This window comes from Pseudomonas sp. NFR09 (assembly GCF_900111535.1).
Lineage (GTDB): Bacteria > Pseudomonadota > Gammaproteobacteria > Pseudomonadales > Pseudomonadaceae > Aquipseudomonas > Aquipseudomonas extremorientalis.
Window position 1 is genome coordinate 93,861 of record NZ_FOIH01000018.1, and the last position, 17,785, is coordinate 111,645.

Here is a 17,785-nt window from a genome sequence, read left to right on the forward strand (position 1 = left end):
CAAGGCATCCTTGCTCGATCACGGGGTTTGTGGTGCCGCCTGGGCACCGCGAATCACTTCAATGCCACGCCGTACACCAGGCCCACCGCCAGCCGGCACGACGGGTTTGGGCGGGCCGGTCAACGCCAGTTGAGTGAACTGGTAAAGGTCGCGGTTAGCGCTTTCCAGCTTCTGCGCGGTGTCGTCTTCACCGGCCCAATAGCGGCTGAGCAGTTGTTCCTCGGCACTGCGCACGGCCAGGCGCAAGGTCCCGGCTTGTGCCGCGAGCATCATGCGGCTTAATAAAGGCTCCGGCACGGCCAGCACCACGGTGCGTGCGGTGAGTCGACGTTGTAGGGCCTGGGCGCGTTCTTCGGCGGTAGCCGGGGGTGGCACTGCCGGTTGGCCATCGTTGGCCAGGCCCAATTGGTCGCCGACGCTGAGCAGGCGCATCGCCGGAAGGACGATCTGGGCCGACTGTTCGGCGTTGCCGGCATCCTGGCGCAGGAACAGCAACACATCCACGTAATCGCCGGGGCTCAATTGGCCTGCGGCGCCGACCACCTCGTCCACGGCCACGGCCAGCGCGCGCTCGTTGGGTCGGATCATGCGCGAGAGGGGGCCGCCGGCGTTGAAACTGTCCTCGTTGAGCCAGGTACCGGCGCCGAGGGTTCTCAGAGGTATGCGCCCGATGGCCTGGTCGAGTTGGGTCAGGCTGCCGGCGGGCGCGGTGCGCAGTTTCTCGACGGACAGGTCCGCGGCGGTCAGTGGCGTAAAAGCAGGCACTTCATGCCGCAGGACGACCACCGGCTGGCGGGTTTGGTCTTCAGCGGCGGCGAGGGTTTTTTCAACGGAAACGACAGGTGCGGCAGGCGCTGCGACGGGCTCAGGTGCGCGACTCAACACCAGCCCCCAGTACCCGGCAATCAATGCCCCGATCAGCAACAAGCCGGCCAGGACCATGCTGATGCGACTGTTCATGACGGCTCTCCCTTTCCCGTTGCACTGCACACCCTGTTAATCCAAACGGGTTAATCCGCAACCTGGCTGTGATGAACATCTAACGATTTGGCTATTTGAAGGTAGCTCAGCTAGGACGAAATGCCATTACCGCGGGGAAAAATTATCTGAAGCAGAAAGTTGGCCTTTTAAACTGCGGTGTTGTGGCGTCAACGTTGCGACTAATACTTTGTGATTAATCCGTTCTTACAGTTGTGAGGCCAGGGTTTGTTGACAATGCTCTAATGGCACGCCGCGATCATCTGGTGGTAGAGCCTTTCCGGCTTTCAGTGGCGTTTTAGGGAGAAGTCCAATGTTCCTTGACATGATGTTGAAGCTGTATGTCCAAACCCAACTTTTTTTTCAACGCAAAGACGGTGCGTCCGGGATTGAGTACGCGATCATTGTGGCCATGGTTGCATTGGTGATCGTCGGTGCCGGTTCTGGGCTGGGAACTAAGATCAAATCGATCTTCGACAGCGTCGCCACTAAGATGACCACTTGATAGCGTCTTTTTCCATGTGGAAACGCCTTATCAACGTTCTTCCTGTCCAGGTACAGCCATGAGCGCCTCTTCGACTTCCCGCCAACAAATTCTTTTGGTGGATGACGAAGAGGACGCCCTGATCGAACTCGCCGAATCCCTCGAAAACGAAGGGTTTGTGTGTTTCACCGCCAATTCCGTCACCTTCGCCCTGCAAGAATTGACACTTCACCCCGACATCGCCCTGGTCATCACCGACCTGCGCATGCCTGAGGAAAGTGGCATTTCCTTGATCAAGCGCCTGCGCGAACACACCTCACGCTCGCACTTGCCGGTGATTGTGATGTCGGGTCATGCCGAAATGGATGATGTGAGCGACATGCTGCGCCTGCAGGTGCTGGACCTGTTTCGCAAGCCGATCTACCTGGTGCGGTTGATCGATACGTTGAACAACCTCTTCCCCCTGCCCAAAGCGAAACCTTAGAGCCTGGCCTCTATAGGGGATTACAGTTGGTAGCTGAAGCTCAGTGAGTAGCGCGGCCTGCGGTTGAAGCTGTCCAGCGCAATATCTGACATGGGTTTGGCGGCTTCCAATGCAATGTTGTAGTACTTGTTGTCACCAAAGCGCAGGCCCATCGCCGCAGATGACATATCGCTGGCCCTGACCGGCAGGTTGTTGAACCAGGACTTGGCGCGGTCGAACACGATATAGGGCTGCAGGATCCGCACCCACTCACCGGCGCGGTTGTAGCTGTAGTTGACCTCATACGCCAACCCCCAGCCCTTGTCGCCGGAACCTTGGTCATCGGGGTAGCCACGCCCGAAGTTCTGCCCGCCGAAGGTGGCACGCTCGCTGTCGGGCAGGGTGTCATCACTCCAGTAAAACGCTCCCGACAGCACGCCCTGCCAGTTATCGAAGAACTTGTCGCTCTGGACGCCGGACAGGCGCAGGCGGAAGAAATCCAGGTCCGGCTTGAGTCCTTCGAAATCACTACGGGTCTTGGCACCCATGCCGTCTATCCCCTGGTACAGGCCGGCACTGAGAATGCGTAACTGGCGCGTGTCGGCCTTGCGCCAGTCACCTTCAAAGGCCAGGGCGCGCAGGTTGGTTTCGATGTCGAAGCGCTGGGGGTAGCCCACCAGTTGGTAGCGCGTGGTCTGGTCGACTGCGTACAGGCGCGTGCCCAGGGTCAGCGACTCGTTGGGTGAGGCAATCAACGGATGGCTGAGGCCGACGGAATAGCGATCGATGGCCTGGTGCGGCTTGAGCGCGAAGCCGCCGCCCAGTTGCAGGCTGGTGTTGGGATCGGCGCGATAGCGCTCAGCGCCGAGCGCCAGTTGCGTCCCCTCGGCATTCACGAACTGGCTGTAGCCCACGCGGTAGTAATGCTCTTTATCCTTGCCAGGTGGGAGCAGACCGCTGATGTTGAGCTGCTCGCCCATGCTGGTCTGCGCGTTGCTGGCACCGGTAAGCAGGGCCTGCAGGCCACCACGGCTGTCGTCGGTCATGCTCATGCTGCTGGTGAAGGGTTTGCGGCTTGCGGTGATGTGCATGCTCGTGCCACCGTCAGTGGTACCGGGTGGTGGCACTTGGGCTTGCAACGTGACGCCCGGGATGCGGCCCATGAGCGTGGTGTAGCGCTCGAAGGTCTTGCGGGTCAGGGGGCGTTCGACCAGAAGCTTGTCGGCCAACTTGTCGACGTAGGTCGAGACCGAGCCGATGTCGCCACTTTGCTGGTAATCCTTGATATAGCCCTCCACCAGCACCACGCGCACCAGGCCGTTTTCAAAGTTCTGCTGGGGCAGGAACGCATAGGACAGCAGATAGCCGTCCTGTTGGTACCGACGTGTGATACCGCGGGTAGCTTCGATCAACTGCGCCAGGTTGGTCTCATGGCCGATTAACGGTTCGTAGGCTTTGGCGCTCTCGGCGAGAGGGTAGACCGTGCCGCCCTCGATCTGCAGTTTGCGAATCGTCACCTTGGTGTCCATCATCAGCGGCTGGCCCTGGGTAGGCGGTGCTTCAGGCACCTGGGTTTGCGGCGTGACCGGTCGATAAGCATCGGCAGGGAGGTTGGGCACTGGCAAGTTGCGGATGGTGTCGTTGCTGTTGAGGAAGCTGGGAAGGGTCTCGGCCTGGGCGTAGGCGCTGAGAGAAAGCAATAACAACGGCGTCAACACGCGCATAGGACACTCCATGGTCAACTGCAGCAGCGTTTCGGGCCCACCGGGTTCTGGGACTCGGTTCGGGAGGAACATGGTGCCAAGCCGCATAAAAAAGACGAGAGACTTATTGGGGGTCTCTCGTCTCAACCAAGCGTAGGCGCTGTAGGTGAGGCCGTCTAATCGGCCAGGTGCATTTCTATTGACCGGTGAGGCCTGTGAGCAAACCGCCTACACCGGTGTTGGTGGTAGCGCCTGCACTGCCATTGGCGGAGGCGCCGACGCTCAAGCCACCGAGCAGGCCGCCACTGCTGCCGGTACCGCCAGTGACCAGGCCCCCGACCGAGCCTACCGTGCCGCCTACGGCACTGACGGTATTGCCCAGCGCGTTAGTGATCGGGTTGGCATTTGCACCGGTCAGCGTGGTCCCGACGTTGGTGACTGCGGCGCCCACGTTGGTCACCAGGCCGTTGACCGGAGCACCGACGCCTGTGGTTGTGCCGATGTTTTGCGTGAGGCTGGCCACGCCTGAGGTCACCGGATTGAGGGCTGCGCCGACATTGGTTGCCAGGCCTGCGACGGGTGCCGTTGCCCCCGTGTTGGCCACGCCGGTACCACCGATGACCGTGCCGAGGGAGGCGACGGTGCCGCCCAGCGCGCCACCGGTGACACCTGCTGCGCTGACCGCGCCGTTGGTGTTGCCAGCATTCAGCCCGTTACCGACATTTGCCACCAGGCCACCTACCAACTCAGGCAAGCCAGGTGCGGAAGCTCCACCCGCTGGAGCGACATAACCCCCTGATTTGTCGAGCACGCCACCGACGCCGGTCAATGCGCCACCCACGATGTCAGTGACGGAGTTACCGGTACCGCCTGCGCTGGCCACCTGGCCACCCAGGCCGGTGACTGCGGCACCGACCTTATCCACCAGGCCGTTTACCGGGTTTCCCAGACCGGTTGCGTTGCCGAGGTTGCCGGTGGTGTTTTCCACCAACGACACCACGGGTACCAGCACTCTTGCGCCGACAGTGCCGGTGATCGAGCCCAGCGGGCCGGTGGTGCTGGCGGTACTCAAGGTATCGCCGAGCATGGTGACGGCCTGGCCAACCTGGTCGACCAGGCCTCCTGCTGCGCCCCCTACACCGCCGGTCAGTCCGCCGACGACTGGAACACCGCCCAGCGTAGTGGACAACGATCTGCCAGTGGTCGAAAGGCCGTCGCCCAAGTCGGCGACGCCATTACCTACACCCGCCACGGTGATGCCTAAGGAATTGCTGTTTGTGCCCAGGGAGCCCAGGCCTGCAGTGACGCCGGTTCCAATACTGGTGACCGCATTGCCGGTTGCGGTGACCAGGCCTCCTGCGGTGGTGCCGACGATGGGGACGCTGGTCAAAGTGTCGCCCAGATCGCCGACGGCAGCGCCTACGTTACCCACGGTGCCACCCAGGGTACCGGCAATCTGGCCGGTGACCAGAGGTGTGCTGGTCGAGCCTGTGCCGCCACCCGTACCACCGCCTGTGCCGCCACCCGTGCCACCGCCTGTGCCACCACCCGTGCCGCCTGTGCCACTGCCATCACCGCCACCCGTGCCACCCCCGGTTCCTGCACCTGCATCCGGAGAGGATGCTGCAACGCTGGATTTGTGCCCACCACCACCGCTGCTGCAGCCGCCGAGTGCCAGTGCTACTGCCAGGGCCAGCGCGGTACTTGCTTTCCAAAACACGACTTGAGTTTTCATGATTGAGTTCCTTGCACCTGTACAACCTTGGTTGTCTTCAAGCGCTCGCTACTTCTGGGGATAGCGATGCGTTTGTCCGTGCGGCTATAACAGCCCCGGCGGTGCGTTCTCTCAATGCTCTACTTGGTATTAACGATTTATATACAGCAGCGATGTACCGGTTAAGCAACTAATACCAAGGGTGTAAAGGGTGGATGTATCAAGATATATATAGGTTATAAATCAATTGGTTAAATAAAAAAGAGGACTTCATAAAGTCCGCTATTACTTAGGGTGTATATATACAATTAATCTGTTTGTTTCAGGCGATCGGTCGCCACTTACCTACCATATGTTCAATATCGCCCGCGCCTTTCAACCGCAACTCTCCGCTGGAACCGGCGGCGCTGGACAATATTGTCACTTCACCGGGCAGGCGCACGGGTTTCCTGAACTCGACGTCGATCTCGATATTGGCGGCGGGCAAGTGTTCGCCGAGCGCGGCAACGGTGTGTGCCTTGTTCCATAACCCATGGGCGATGGCCTGGGGGAAGCCGAACAGCTTGGCGGTCAGGGCGCTGAGGTGGATCGGGTTGTAATCACCGGAGACTCGCGCATAACGACGGCCGATATCGGCGGGGGCTTTCCAGCGGGTCAGCTCGCTGACCTGGTCGGGGGGCAATTGGGCGATATCTTCTGCCGCGCCTTCCAGCTTCACGCCCCGGCACAACATGCGGCTTTCAGCTTCCCACAGCAGGCCGAGGGAGTCTTCAACCGTGGTGATCAGGTCGAAGGTTGCGCCCTTGGCGTGGGGCTTGAGGTTCTGCGCGTGTACAGCCACAGACAGGTCGCTCACACCCCCCAGGGGGCGATGAATGCGGATGCGGTTACTCAGGTGAATCAGCCCCAGCAGCGGGAACGGAAAACTCTTATCGGTGAGCAACTGCATCTGCAAACCGAACGCAAGGATATGCGGATACGTCGCCGGCAGGATCGGACTGTCGGCAAAGCCGCAGACCTTGCGATAGGCCGCTACCCGCTTGGGGTCGATGCTGACCCGGCAGCGCAACCCGTGCTCTGGCAGCGTGCGGCCGGTGACCTTGCGCTTGAGGGCCGCACGCCAATACAGCGGCGGCAGAGACGGTGCACTGTCTAACGTCTTCCATTGCATGGTTACGCCCCCAGCAGACTTTGCCCACACACCCGCAGCGCTTGCCCGCTGACCGCACCGGAACCCGGTTGGCCCAGCCAGGCCACCGCTTCGGCGACGTCCTGCGGCAGGCCGCCCTGGCCCAGCGAACTCATGCGTCGCCCGGCCTCACGCAAGGCGAACGGGATATGCGCGGTCATCTGGGTTTCGATAAACCCCGGCGCCACGGCGTTGATACTGATGCCACGCTCCTTGAGCAGCGGCGCCCAGGCCTGTGCGAGGCCGATCAAGCCGGCCTTGCTCGCCGCATAGTTGGTTTGCCCACGGTTGCCGGCGATGCCGCTGATCGAAGCCAGCAGCACTACACGGGCGTTGTCGTGCAGGGTGCCGCTGTCGAGCAGCGCCTGGGTCAGTACCTGCGGTGCATTGAGGTTGACCGCCAGCACCGCGTCCCAGTATTCCGGGGTCATGTTTGCCAGGGTTTTGTCACGGGTGATACCCGCGTTATGCACCAGGATGTCGAGGCCTTCGGGCAAGTGTTCGATCAATTGGTTGCCGGCGTCTTCGGCGCAGATATCCAGCGCTACGGTGCGTGCACCCAGGCGTGCGGCCAGGGCGTCGAGGTCGGCCTTGGCCTGGGGCACGTCGAGCAGGATCACCTCGGCACCATCGCGGGCCAGGGTCTCGGCGATGGATGCCCCGATGCCCCGGGCGGCGCCGGTGACCAGCGCCTTGCGCCCGGCCAGCGGCCGTGTCCAATCTTCGACCGGTGTAGTGCAAGCCTCCAGGCGGATCACCTGGCCGGAGATATAGGCGCTTTTCGGCGAGAGGAAGAAGCGCAGGGCGCCTTCCAACTGGTCTTCGGCACCGTCGCCGACATACAGCAATTGCAACACGCCACCGTTGCGCAACTCCTTGGCCAGCGAGCGACTGAAGCCTTCCAGGGCGCGTTGGGCACTGGCAGCGAACGGATCGCTGAGGTTTTCCGGCGCACGGCCGAGGATCACCAGGTGCGCACTGTTATCCAGGTTTTTCAGCAGCGGCTGGAAGAACTCGCGCAGTTGCTTGAGCTGGTCGGTGTGTTGCAAGTCGCTGGCGTCGAACACCACGGCCTTGAGCTTGGGGCCGTGGCCGGGGATCCACGTCGACGTCTCAGCGCCGTAGGTGTAGATCGCGTCGGTGAGCTTGTTGGCGAACGCCTGCACCTTGCTGACCAGTGCACCGCCGCCCAGCAGCAATGCGCCTTCCACCGGGCGCAGGCGCCCGGCCTGCCAGCGTTCCAGGCGTACCGGCGACGGCAGGCCAATGGCGGCGACCAGACGATGGCCGAGGCTAGAGTTGGCGAAGTCGATATAACGGTCAGACATGGAACGCTCTCCGAAGGCTGGGGTTCAAAGGGTTGACCATCCCAGGGTAGCAGTCGTTCGACTAGGCTCAGTAATCCAGCCCATAACAGACAGAGGGAGCTTTCCATGACTCAATTGCGCCGTGTAGCGATCATTGGCGGTAACCGCATTCCCTTCGCCCGTTCCAATGGCCCCTATGCCACGGCGAGCAACCAGGCAATGCTGACCGCGGCCCTCGAAGGCCTGATCGAACGCTACAACCTGCACGGCCTGCGCCTGGGTGAAGTGGCTGCCGGCGCGGTGCTCAAGCACTCGAGGGATTTCAACTTGACCCGCGAATGTGTGCTTGGCTCGCGCCTGTCCCCGCAAACCCCGGCCTATGACATTCAACAGGCCTGCGGCACCGGCCTGGAAGCGGCGTTGCTGGTGGCCAACAAGATCGCCCTGGGCCAGATCGAATGCGGAATTGCCGGTGGGGTCGACACCACCTCCGACGCACCGATCGGGGTGAACGAAGGACTGCGCAGGCTTTTGCTGCAAGCCAACCGCAGTAAGTCCATGGCGGATAAATTAAAAGTCCTGTTACAACTTCGTCCCCATCACCTCAAGCCGGAACTGCCGCGCAACGGCGAACCGCGTACCGGTTTGTCCATGGGCCAGCACTGCGAATTGATGGCGCAGACCTGGCAGATCCCCCGCGCCGAGCAGGACCAGTTGGCCCTGGAAAGCCACCAGAAAATGGCCGCCGCCTATGCCGAGGGCTGGCACAACGATCTGCTCACGCCGTTCCTGGGCCTGACCCGCGACAACAACCTGCGTCCCGACCTGACCCTGAAAAAACTCGCCGCCCTTAAACCCGCCTTCGAACGCAGCGCAAAGGGCACGCTCACTGCCGGCAACTCCACGCCGCTCACCGATGGCGCATCGCTGGTGCTCTTGGGCAGTGAAGCGTGGGCCAGGGAGCGCGGCCTGCCGATCCTCGCGTACCTGCGCGATGGCGAAGCGGCGGCGGTGGACTTCGTCAACGGTGCCGAAGGCCTGCTGATGGCGCCGGTGTATGCGGTACCACGCTTGCTGGCGAGGAACGGTCTGACGCTGCAGGACTTCGATTACTACGAGATCCACGAAGCCTTCGCTGCCCAAGTGTTGTGCACGCTCAAGGCTTGGGAGGATGCGGACTACTGCAAGACGCGCCTGGGACTTGACGCCCCCTTGGGTTCCATCGACCGTAGCCGCTTGAACGTTAAAGGCAGTTCCCTGGCCGCCGGCCATCCGTTTGCCGCCACCGGTGGGCGTATCGTTGCCAATCTGGCCAAGTTGCTGGACGCGGCGGGCAAGGGGCGTGGGCTGATTTCGATCTGCGCTGCGGGCGGTCAGGGTGTTACGGCGATCATCGAGCGCTGAAACTGGCATATTGGATGCATTCTTAAGTGATCAACGGTCGCTAGCCTCTCCCACCGGCGAGCTGATTGCCGTATAACGAGTGCCATACGCGTGTTTGGTAATACAGGACCCACAATAAAAGCTGATGAAGACTCCTAAACGCATTGAACCCCTGATCGAAGACGGTCTGGTCGACGAAGTGCTGCGCCCACTCATGAGTGGTAAAGAAGCAGCTGTTTATGTGGTGCGCTGCGGCAACGAATTGCGTTGCGCCAAGGTTTACAAGGAGGCGAACAAACGAAGTTTTCGTCAAGCGTCCGAATACCAGGAAGGCCGTAAGGTCCGTAACAGCCGGCAGGCCCGGGCCATGGCCAAGGGCTCCAAGTTCGGCAAGAAAGAAACCGAGGATGCCTGGCAGAACGCCGAAGTGGCTGCATTGTTCCGCCTGGCCGGTGCGGGCGTCCGCGTGCCCCAGCCGTTCGACTTCCTTGAAGGCGTGCTGCTGATGGAACTGGTGGCCGACGAGTACGGCGATGCGGCGCCGCGTCTGAACGACGTGGTGCTGGAACCGGACCAGGCGCGCGAATACCACGCCTTCCTGATTTCCCAGATCGTGCTGATGCTGTGTACCGGCCTGGTGCACGGTGACCTGTCCGAGTTCAACGTACTGCTCACGCCCACCGGCCCTGTGATCATCGACCTGCCCCAGGCGGTGGATGCGGCGGGCAACAACCACGCGTTCAGCATGCTGGAGCGGGACGTGGGCAACATGGCTTCCTATTTCGGGCGCTTTGCCCCGGAGTTGAAGAAGACCAAGTACGCCAAGGAAATGTGGGCGCTGTACGAAGCCGGCACGTTGCACCCTGCCAGCGTGTTGACCGGTGAGTTCGACGAGCCGGAAGAACTGGCAGACGTCGGCGGTGTGATCCGCGAGATCGAAGCGGCGCGGTTGGATGAAGAGCGCCGCCAGGCGATTCGCGCGGCGGACGATGCGCCGCCGAGCAAGGTGCCGGACGAACCGCCGCCGCCGCCGTGGATGCAGTGATTTCCAGATAACTGGAAATCACAATGTGGGAGGGGGCTTGCCCCCGATAGCGGTGGATCAGCCGGCTTATCTGTAGCTGATCCACTGCAATCGGGGGCAAGCCCCCTCCCACATTGGATTTGTGCACATTCGGTCAGGCGCAGCAGCTTCCGGACGCCAACTCCTTGAGAATCGGACAATCCGGCCGATGATCGCCCTGACAGTGCTCCACCAGGTCCTGCAAGGTATCGCGCAGTTGCCCCAGCTCAAGAATCTTCTGGTTCAATGCCTCGATATGCTGGCGCGCCAAGGCTTTTACATCGGCGCTGGCCCGTTGCCGGTCCTGCCACAGGGTCAGTAGCCTGCCGACTTCCTCCAGAGAAAATCCCAGGTCGCGCGAGCGTTTGATAAACGCCAGGGTGTGCAGGTCATCTGCGCCGTATACGCGATAGCCACTGTCGGTGCGGTGGGCTGGCTTCAGCAGGCCGATGGATTCGTAGTAGCGAATCATCTTGGCGCTGAGCCCGGTCTGGCGTGCGGCTTGGCCGATGTTCATGGGCGTCGATCCTCCAGGTCCTTGGGTTTCCAGGTCTTCAACAGTAAGGCATTGCTGACCACGCTGACACTCGACAAGGCCATTGCCGCGCCGGCCAATACCGGGTTGAGCAGGCCGAATGCGGCCAATGGAATGCCGATCAGGTTATACACAAAGGCCCAGAACAGGTTCTGACGGATCTTGGCGTAGGTCTTGCGGCTGATCTCCAGGGCTGCCGGCACCAGGCCCGGGTCGCCGCGCATCAGGGTGATACCGGCCGCGTGCATGGCCACGTCGGTGCCACCGCCCATGGCAATGCCGATATCGGCGGCGGCCAGGGCCGGGGCGTCGTTGATGCCGTCGCCCACCATGGCCACCACGCCGGTTGTCTTCAGCTCAGTGACAGTTGCGGCTTTATCGGCGGGCAGCACTTCGGCGTGTACATCGTCGATACCCAAAGCCTCGGCGACCACGCGCGCGCTGCCGTGATTATCACCGGTGAGCAAATGGCTGCTGATGTGCCGGGCCTTGAGTTGCCGTACTGCTTCCAGCGCGCCGGGCTTGAGCGTATCGCCAAAAGCGAACAGCCCCAGCACCCGCGGTTGGGCGCCTTGCTCGATCAGCCAGGACAACGTGCGGCCTTCGGCTTCCCAGGCCTTGGCCGAGTCCGCCAGGCCCCCCGCGTTCAAGCCGTTTTCTTCGAGCAGGCGGCGATTGCCCAGGGCCAGCGACTGGCCGTCCAGGGTTGCGGCGATGCCGCGTCCGGTCAGGGATTGGCTGGCCGTCACATCGGCAACTGCCAACCCTTGTTCCTTGCACGCATCCAATACGGCTTTGGCCAAAGGGTGTTCACTGCCGCGTTGCAGTGCGCCGGCGTGTTGCAGCAGCCGCGCTTCGTTGCCATCCATGGCGACCAGGTGGGCGATTTTCGGGGCGCCTGAGGTGAGGGTGCCGGTCTTGTCGAAGACCACGGCGCTCACTTCATGGGCTCGCTCCAGGGCCTCGGCGTCCTTGATCAGGATGCCGTGGCGGGCGGCAACGCCGGTGCCGGCCATGATTGCGGTGGGTGTGGCCAGGCCCAAGGCACAGGGGCAGGCGATCACCAGCACAGCCACGGCATTGATGATCGCGGTCTCCAGGGAAGCACCGTACAGCCACCAGCCCAACAGGGTGATCAACGCCAGCACCAGCACGGCCGGGACAAACACTTGGCTGACTTTATCCACCAGCTTCTGGATCGGTGCCTTGGCGGCCTGGGCGTCTTCCACCAGACGGATGATCCGCGCCAGCACGCTTTCGGCGCCGAGGGCCAGGGTGCGTACCAGCAGGCGGCCTTCGCCGTTGATGGCGCCACCGGTGACTTTGTCGCCAGGTTGCTTTGGCACCGGCAGGCTTTCGCCGCTGATCAACGCTTCGTCGGCGTGGCTCTGACCCTCGACCACTTCACCGTCCACCGGGAAGCGTTCGCCGGGTTTCACCAGCACCAGGTCATTGAGCTTGAGGATGCTGATGGCGACGTCTTCTTCGCGGCCATCCAGTACCCGAATCGCTCGCTCCGGGCGCAGGGCTTCCAGGGCGCGGATGGCGCTGGCGGTCTGGCGTTTGGCGCGGCTCTCCAGGTATTTACCCAGTAGCACCAGGGCGATCACCACGGCCGACGCTTCGAAGTACAGGTGCGGCGTCATGCCTGGGTGAGCGGTGAGCCACTCGTAGATACTCAGGCCGTAACCGGCGCTGGTGCCGATGGCGACCAGCAGGTCCATATTGCCGGCACCGGCCCGCACGGCTTTCCAGGCAGCAATATAAAAGCGTGCGCCGAAGATGAATTGGACCGGCGTGGCCAGGGCGAACTGCGCCCAGGCCGGCAGCATCCAGTGCAGGCCGAAGGGCTCCACCAGCATCGGCAATACCAACGGCAGTGCCAGCAGGATCGCCAGCAGCAACGACCAACGCTCGCGGTGCAGGCGCCGGGCCTGATCGGCATCGGTGGTGGTTTCGCTTTGGGGCAGGCTGGCGGTGTAGCCGGCTTTGTCGACGGCGGCAATCAGCACGCCGGGGTCCATCACACCGAGCACTTCGACATGGGCGCGTTCATTGGCCAGGTTGACGCTGACGCTTTGCACCCCCGGCACCTTGCTCAGCGCGCGCTCGACCCGGCCGGCACAGCTGGCGCAGGTCATGCCGCCGATGGGCAGGTCAAAGGTGGTGGATCCATTCATGGGGCAGTCCTCCAGGAGAAGTTGCCCCTAGCATCAACCTTGACCTGTGGGGAAGGTCAAGCGCCTTCAGTATTCCAATGCGGCGGGCTTGAGGTACATGCCGTCCGGGCCCTGGGCAATGCGCAACTTGCGCACATCACCGACCTTGAGCGTGATGTTCTGCGCAGGCGGTGCCAGCAGGCCCGGCAGGCAACCCGGGGACTGGCCCGGCAGCAACTTCAGGCGCAGTGACAGGTTGCCCGCCGGCAGGTTGAACGAGGTGGCCTGCTCCTGGAACAGCCGACCCGCCAACTGGTCATTCAGGTACAGACCGATTTCGCAGTTGGTCGGCACCTCCAGGCGTTCCCGGGAAATGATCAGCACCGCATAGTCTTCTGCGGCGAATGCTTGGGGCGCGGCGGCCGACAGGCTCATCAGGCCGGCAAGGGCAAAAAACGACCAGCGCATGGCGAATGCTCCGTGGTGTGAATCGAAGATGAGTGAAGCTTGGCCTTTGAAGCGGCCAAATACCAGCCCGGCAGAAACTTCCGGAACTTGACCTTGCCATCGTGGCAAGGTCGAGACTGGGTCCAACCTCATCAAAGGAGTCATGTCATGCAAGTATTCAGCGTTGAAGGAATGACCTGCGGCCATTGCGTTCGAGCGGTGACCCAGGCGGTGCAGAACCAGGACCCGGCGGCCAGCGTGAAGGTCGACCTGGCTGCAAAAGAGGTGGGCGTCGAGAGCCGCTTGTCTGCCGAGCAAGTGATCGAGGCAATCAAAGACGAGGGCTATAGCGCCAAGCTCGCCTGACGCGGACCAATAGTTAGCGAGCTATCGTGTTCAACGCACCCAAGCGCGGCTAGACTATCGGGCTGTCGACTCACTTGGGTGCCCGATGAACCTCCGCATAATTCTGATCCTGGGTGCCTTGAGCGCCTTCGCGCCGCTGGCGATCGATTTTTACCTGCCGGGCTTCCCGGCCATGGCCAAGGCCTTTGCCACCGATGAAAAACACATCCAGCTGACCCTGGCGGTGTATTTCGGCGGCCTGGCCATCGGCCAGTTGATCTACGGTCCATTGGCTGACCGCTTTGGTCGGCGCGGTCCGCTGCTCAGCGGCGTCACCTTGTTCACCTTGGCCTCCTTCGCCTGCGCCTTTGCGCCTTCACTGGAATGGTTGATTGGCGCGCGTTTCGTGCAGGCCCTGGGCGGCTGCGCGGGCATGGTGATTTCCCGTGCCGTGGTCAGCGACAAATGCGACGCGGTGGGGTCGGCCAAAGTCTTTTCCCAACTGATGCTGGTCACTGGCCTGGCGCCGATCCTCGCGCCGCTGGCCGGTGGGTTGATGGTGGGGCTGTGGGGCTGGCAGTCGATTTTCCTGGCGCTGTCGATATTCAGCGTAATGGCGGCCATCGCGGTCGCCGTCGGGTTGCCGGAAACCTTTCCGGCCCATCAGCCGCGCCAGCCGTTGTCCGGCTCGTTGCGTCGCTATGCGGCCTTGTTGTCGGACCGCGTCTACCTCGGGTATGCCCTCACCGGTGGCATTTCGATTGCCGGGATGTTTGCCTACATCGCCGGTTCACCGTTCGTGTTTATCCAACTCTATGGCGTGCCGGCCGAGCATTACGGCTGGCTGTTCGGCTCCAACGCGGCGGGTTTTATCCTCGTGGCGCAGGTCAATGCGCGGCTGCTGTCCAAGCGCGGCCCGGCGTTCCTGCTGTCGCGCAGTGTGTGGGTCTACCTGTTGGCGGCGTTGACGTTGCTGGGTATCGCGGCATTGCGCACCGATGCATTGTGGCCATTGCTGGTGCCGCTGTTTATCTGCATTGCCAGCCTGGGCTGCATTCTGCCTAACACTTCGGCCTGCGCCATGAGCGGGCAGGGTGCACGGGCCGGTAGCGCTTCGGCGTTGCTCGGCTGCATTCAGTTTGGCGTGGCCGCCGGCGCTGCTTCGTTGGTCGGCGTGTTGCACGACGGCACGGCGATGCCGATGGCCATGGTCATCAGCTTGTGCGGTGTACTGGCGGTGACGATTGCGATGTCGACCCAGCGCCTGCAACGCAAACGGGCCTTGCAGGCGCAGGTCTGAAGAGCGGGTCAGCCAGCGGCAGAACGTTGCTGGCTGATGGGGAAACGGTGGGGGGCCTGGATACGGGCTTGCAGGGTGTCGGCAAAGGCGCGGGCCTCGGCCTCGGTGCGGAAGGTGAAGGCGTCCTGGTCGAGACGCACCTGCCATTTATTGCCTGCGGATTTTGCTAACGCTTTTATCAGGATCTTCATTGCTGACTTCCTCACGTAAAAGAATCGTGGCAAAGGCGGCCAATATAAACCCGAATACGCTCACAAATATGACAAGGATCAACTCTCTGACTAGCGGTGTCGTCCATTACTCACATGAATAATGGACGACGCTGAAAGCCGTTTTTTCAGAACCCTTCCAGCACGATCTTGCCCTTGGCCTTGCCGCTTTCCAGCAGCGCATGGGCACGGCGCAGGTTGGCCGCATTGATCACGCCGAAGTGTTCGCCCACCGTGGTTTTCAGGGTGCCGGCGTCGATCAGTTCGGCCACGCGGTTGAGCAGGTTGTGCTGCTCGATCATGTCCGGTGTCTCGAACATCGAGCGGGTGTACATGAACTCCCAGTGCAACGACAGGCTTTTGCGCTTGAGCGTGCTGACGTCCAGCGCCTTGGGATCGTCGATCAGCGCCAGCTTGCCCTGGGGTTGCAGAGCCTCGACCAGCTGGTCCAGGTGATGATCGGTCTGGGTCAGGCTGGCGACGTGGGTCACGTGCGGGTGGCCGGCGCTTTTCAGCGCTTCGCTCAAGGGTTGGCTGTGGTCGATCACCAGCTCGGCGCCGAGGTCCCTGGCCCACGCCTGGGTTTCCGGGCGCGAAGCGGTGCCGATCACTTTCAAGGCGGTGAGCTGGCTGGCCAATTGGGTCAGGATCGAGCCCACACCACCGGCGGCACCGACGATCAGCAGGCTCTGGCCTTCATCCTGTTTACCCTCACGCACTTGCAGGCGTTCGAACAGCAGCTCCCAGGCGGTGATCGCCGTCAGTGGCAGCGCGGCGGCTTCGGCAAAGCCCAGGCTTTTCGGCATATGGCCGACGATGCGCTCGTCCACGGTGTGCAGTTCGCTGTTGCCGCCTGGGCGCACCAGGGAACCGGCGTAGAACACCTTGTCACCGGTCTTGAACAGCGTCACGTCGCTGCCGACGGCCTTGACCACACCGGCGACGTCCCAGCCCAGCACCTTGGCGGCGCCGTTTTCCGGGGCGACGTTCTGGCGCACCTTGGTGTCCACCGGGTTGACCGAGATGGCTTTGACTTCCACCAGCAGGTCACGCGGGCCGGCGACGGGCGCTGGCAGCTCGATGTCTTGCAAGGCGTTTGGATCGTTGATCGGCAGTGAGGCGTAGTAGGCAATGGCTTTCATGATGGCTCCAGAAAAAGGGCGATGATCAGGCGAGAAATTTCAGGCGCTTGAGTTCGAAGTGTTCGATTACATCAGCGGCCTGGGTGCGAAAGCTCTGGATATGCGCGCTCTGGTCGTGGTCGGCGAGCGCCGCTTCGTCGCTCCAGCGTTCGAGCATGTAGAAGGTCTCGGGGTGTTGCAGGTCTTGGTGCAGGTCGTATTGTTCGCAACCGGCCTCCAGGCGCGTGGGTTCCAGCAGGCCGCGCAGCAAGGGTTCCAGGGTGGCTTGTTGGCCGGGTTTGGCGATCAGCGTGGCAATGACGTTAAAGGCGGTGGACATAGTCAACTCCAGACACGTGATGAACGGGATGCACAGATGATTGGCTATTTCCCGCGCAGATAAAAGCGGCTAAAACAGCAGTCTGTTTCAATGAAATTTTGATAATGGGCGGGAACACATGCTGCGCTTTGATGATTTGCAGTTGTTTGTACGGGCGGCGGACCTCGGCAGCCTGTCCGCAGCGGCACGGGTGATGGACCTGTCGCCCGCCGTAGCCAGCGCCGCGCTCAAGCGTATCGAACAGCAACTGGACGCGCGCTTGCTGGCGCGTTCCACCCGCAGCTTGCGCCTGACGGCCGAAGGCGAGGGCTTCCTGGAGTATGCCCGTGCTGCGTTGAGTTCACTGGACGAGGGGCGCCGTTTATTGGCCAGCGGCCAGGACCATGTCAGCGGCGTGCTGCAGCTGTCCGCCCCGTCGGATTTCGGGCGTAACCAGTTGCTGCCGTGGCTGGATGAATTTCAGCGTGAGTATCCGCAACTTACCGTGCGTCTGCTGTTGGGTGATCGGATTGCCGACCTGTTTCGCCAGCCGGTGGATATTGCCCTGCGCTATGGTGAGCCCGAGGATTCGAGCCTTATCGCGCTGCCGGTTGCGCCGGAGAATGTTCGCGTGCTGTGTGCCTCCCCCAGCTACCTCGCCCGTTATGGTCAGCCTCGGCACCTGGAGCAATTGGCCCAGCACAATTGCCTGCTCTATATGCTCGGAAGCCGGGTTCATGACCACTGGACGTTCCACGACGGCAAACGTGAAGTGAGCTTGACCGTCACGGGGGACCGCTTCAGTGACGATGCCGACGTGGTCCGTCGTTGGGCGGTGGCGGGTGTGGGGATTGCCTACAAATCCTGGCTGGATGTCAGCACCGATGTGCTCGCGGGCCGCTTGCGCCTGATCCTGCCGGAGCTGCGTGGTGAGCGCACGCCGCTCAATCTGCTGTGTGCCCATCGTGCGCAACTGAGCAAGCCCATCAACCTGTTGCGGGAAATGCTCGTATCTCGCTGTGCGACGTTGACCGCTCAATGGCCGGAGCGATTGAGCGCGACGTAG

18 protein-coding genes are annotated in these 17,785 nt (G+C 62.1%); 7 read left to right on the forward strand and 11 right to left on the reverse strand.

Annotated elements, in window-relative coordinates; translation table 11 throughout:
* Nucleotides 1-18 precede the first annotated feature (18 nt).
* Nucleotides 19-960: a Flp pilus assembly protein CpaB gene (cpaB, locus tag BMX59_RS29725; RefSeq protein ID WP_093128527.1), complete on the reverse strand. Its 942-nt coding sequence runs from the start codon at nt 958-960 to the stop codon at nt 19-21.
* A gap of 331 nt (nt 961-1,291) precedes the next feature.
* On the opposite strand from cpaB, the gene BMX59_RS29730 reads away from it, so the two are divergent.
* Together BMX59_RS29730 and BMX59_RS29735 are read left to right on the forward strand one after the other, a co-directional pair.
* Complete coding sequence (locus tag BMX59_RS29730; protein ID WP_058423609.1) at nt 1,292-1,483, forward strand: Flp family type IVb pilin; 192 nt, start codon at nt 1,292-1,294, stop codon at nt 1,481-1,483.
* 58 nt (nt 1,484-1,541) lie between these two features.
* Nucleotides 1,542-1,946 carry a response regulator gene (locus BMX59_RS29735; protein WP_071491573.1) on the forward strand — a complete coding sequence of 135 codons (405 nt, stop codon included), beginning with the start codon at nt 1,542-1,544 and terminating at the stop codon, nt 1,944-1,946.
* Nucleotides 1,947-1,966: 20 nt separating this feature from the next.
* On the opposite strand, the gene BMX59_RS29740 is transcribed toward BMX59_RS29735, so the two are convergent.
* The 4 genes from BMX59_RS29740 to BMX59_RS29755 form a co-directional block, all read right to left on the reverse strand.
* On the reverse strand, nt 1,967-3,649 hold the full coding sequence (locus BMX59_RS29740; protein WP_093128529.1) for a ShlB/FhaC/HecB family hemolysin secretion/activation protein: 1,683 nt from the start codon (nt 3,647-3,649) through the stop codon (nt 1,967-1,969).
* Between the two features lie 175 nt (nt 3,650-3,824).
* Nucleotides 3,825-5,363, reverse strand: coding sequence for a collagen-like triple helix repeat-containing protein (locus tag BMX59_RS29745; RefSeq protein ID WP_175486727.1), 1,539 nt, complete (start codon nt 5,361-5,363; stop codon nt 3,825-3,827).
* A 301-nt stretch (nt 5,364-5,664) separates the two neighbouring features.
* A complete protein-coding gene (locus tag BMX59_RS29750) occupies nt 5,665-6,513 on the reverse strand; it encodes a MaoC family dehydratase (RefSeq protein ID WP_093128532.1) in 849 nt (282 codons plus the stop codon).
* 2 nt (nt 6,514-6,515) lie between these two features.
* On the reverse strand, nt 6,516-7,859 hold the full coding sequence (locus BMX59_RS29755; RefSeq protein ID WP_092250019.1) for a 3-oxoacyl-ACP reductase: 1,344 nt from the start codon (nt 7,857-7,859) through the stop codon (nt 6,516-6,518).
* A gap of 105 nt (nt 7,860-7,964) precedes the next feature.
* Between BMX59_RS29755 and BMX59_RS29760 the strand changes: the two genes are divergently transcribed.
* On the forward strand, nt 7,965-9,242 hold the full coding sequence (locus BMX59_RS29760) for an acetyl-CoA C-acetyltransferase (RefSeq protein WP_093128536.1): 1,278 nt from the start codon (nt 7,965-7,967) through the stop codon (nt 9,240-9,242).
* A gap of 124 nt (nt 9,243-9,366) precedes the next feature.
* Complete coding sequence (locus BMX59_RS29765) at nt 9,367-10,266, forward strand: PA4780 family RIO1-like protein kinase (RefSeq protein WP_014716761.1); 900 nt, start codon at nt 9,367-9,369, stop codon at nt 10,264-10,266.
* 133 nt (nt 10,267-10,399) lie between these two features.
* Here BMX59_RS29765 and cueR read toward each other — a convergent pair whose 3' ends face one another.
* The 3 genes from cueR to BMX59_RS29780 all read right to left on the reverse strand — a co-directional run bounded on the left by cueR (nt 10,400) and on the right by BMX59_RS29780 (nt 13,446).
* Nucleotides 10,400-10,801: a Cu(I)-responsive transcriptional regulator gene (gene cueR / locus BMX59_RS29770; RefSeq protein ID WP_092250025.1), complete on the reverse strand. Its 402-nt coding sequence runs from the start codon at nt 10,799-10,801 to the stop codon at nt 10,400-10,402.
* A complete protein-coding gene (locus BMX59_RS29775) occupies nt 10,798-12,999 on the reverse strand; it encodes a heavy metal translocating P-type ATPase (protein ID WP_093128540.1) in 2,202 nt (733 codons plus the stop codon). The genes cueR and BMX59_RS29775 overlap by 4 nt, the downstream gene beginning before the upstream one ends.
* Before the next feature lie 66 nt (nt 13,000-13,065).
* Nucleotides 13,066-13,446, reverse strand: coding sequence for a hypothetical protein (locus tag BMX59_RS29780; RefSeq protein WP_071491565.1), 381 nt, complete (start codon nt 13,444-13,446; stop codon nt 13,066-13,068).
* 147 nt (nt 13,447-13,593) lie between these two features.
* Between BMX59_RS29780 and BMX59_RS29785 the strand changes: the two genes are divergently transcribed.
* Complete coding sequence (locus BMX59_RS29785) at nt 13,594-13,791, forward strand: heavy-metal-associated domain-containing protein (protein WP_092250031.1); 198 nt, start codon at nt 13,594-13,596, stop codon at nt 13,789-13,791.
* 85 nt (nt 13,792-13,876) lie between these two features.
* Nucleotides 13,877-15,070, forward strand: coding sequence for a Bcr/CflA family multidrug efflux MFS transporter (locus BMX59_RS29790; RefSeq protein ID WP_058423620.1), 1,194 nt, complete (start codon nt 13,877-13,879; stop codon nt 15,068-15,070).
* A gap of 8 nt (nt 15,071-15,078) precedes the next feature.
* Here BMX59_RS29790 and BMX59_RS29795 read toward each other — a convergent pair whose 3' ends face one another.
* The 3 genes from BMX59_RS29795 to BMX59_RS29805 form a co-directional block, all read right to left on the reverse strand.
* Nucleotides 15,079-15,261: a hypothetical protein gene (locus BMX59_RS29795; protein ID WP_071491563.1), complete on the reverse strand. Its 183-nt coding sequence runs from the start codon at nt 15,259-15,261 to the stop codon at nt 15,079-15,081.
* A gap of 146 nt (nt 15,262-15,407) precedes the next feature.
* Complete coding sequence (locus BMX59_RS29800) at nt 15,408-16,421, reverse strand: zinc-binding alcohol dehydrogenase family protein (protein ID WP_093128544.1); 1,014 nt, start codon at nt 16,419-16,421, stop codon at nt 15,408-15,410.
* A gap of 25 nt (nt 16,422-16,446) precedes the next feature.
* On the reverse strand, nt 16,447-16,740 hold the full coding sequence (locus BMX59_RS29805) for a putative quinol monooxygenase (protein ID WP_092250040.1): 294 nt from the start codon (nt 16,738-16,740) through the stop codon (nt 16,447-16,449).
* A gap of 118 nt (nt 16,741-16,858) precedes the next feature.
* Here BMX59_RS29805 and BMX59_RS29810 point away from each other — a divergent pair, with 118 nt between their 5' ends.
* Nucleotides 16,859-17,785, forward strand: coding sequence for a LysR family transcriptional regulator (locus BMX59_RS29810; protein WP_071491560.1), 927 nt, complete (start codon nt 16,859-16,861; stop codon nt 17,783-17,785).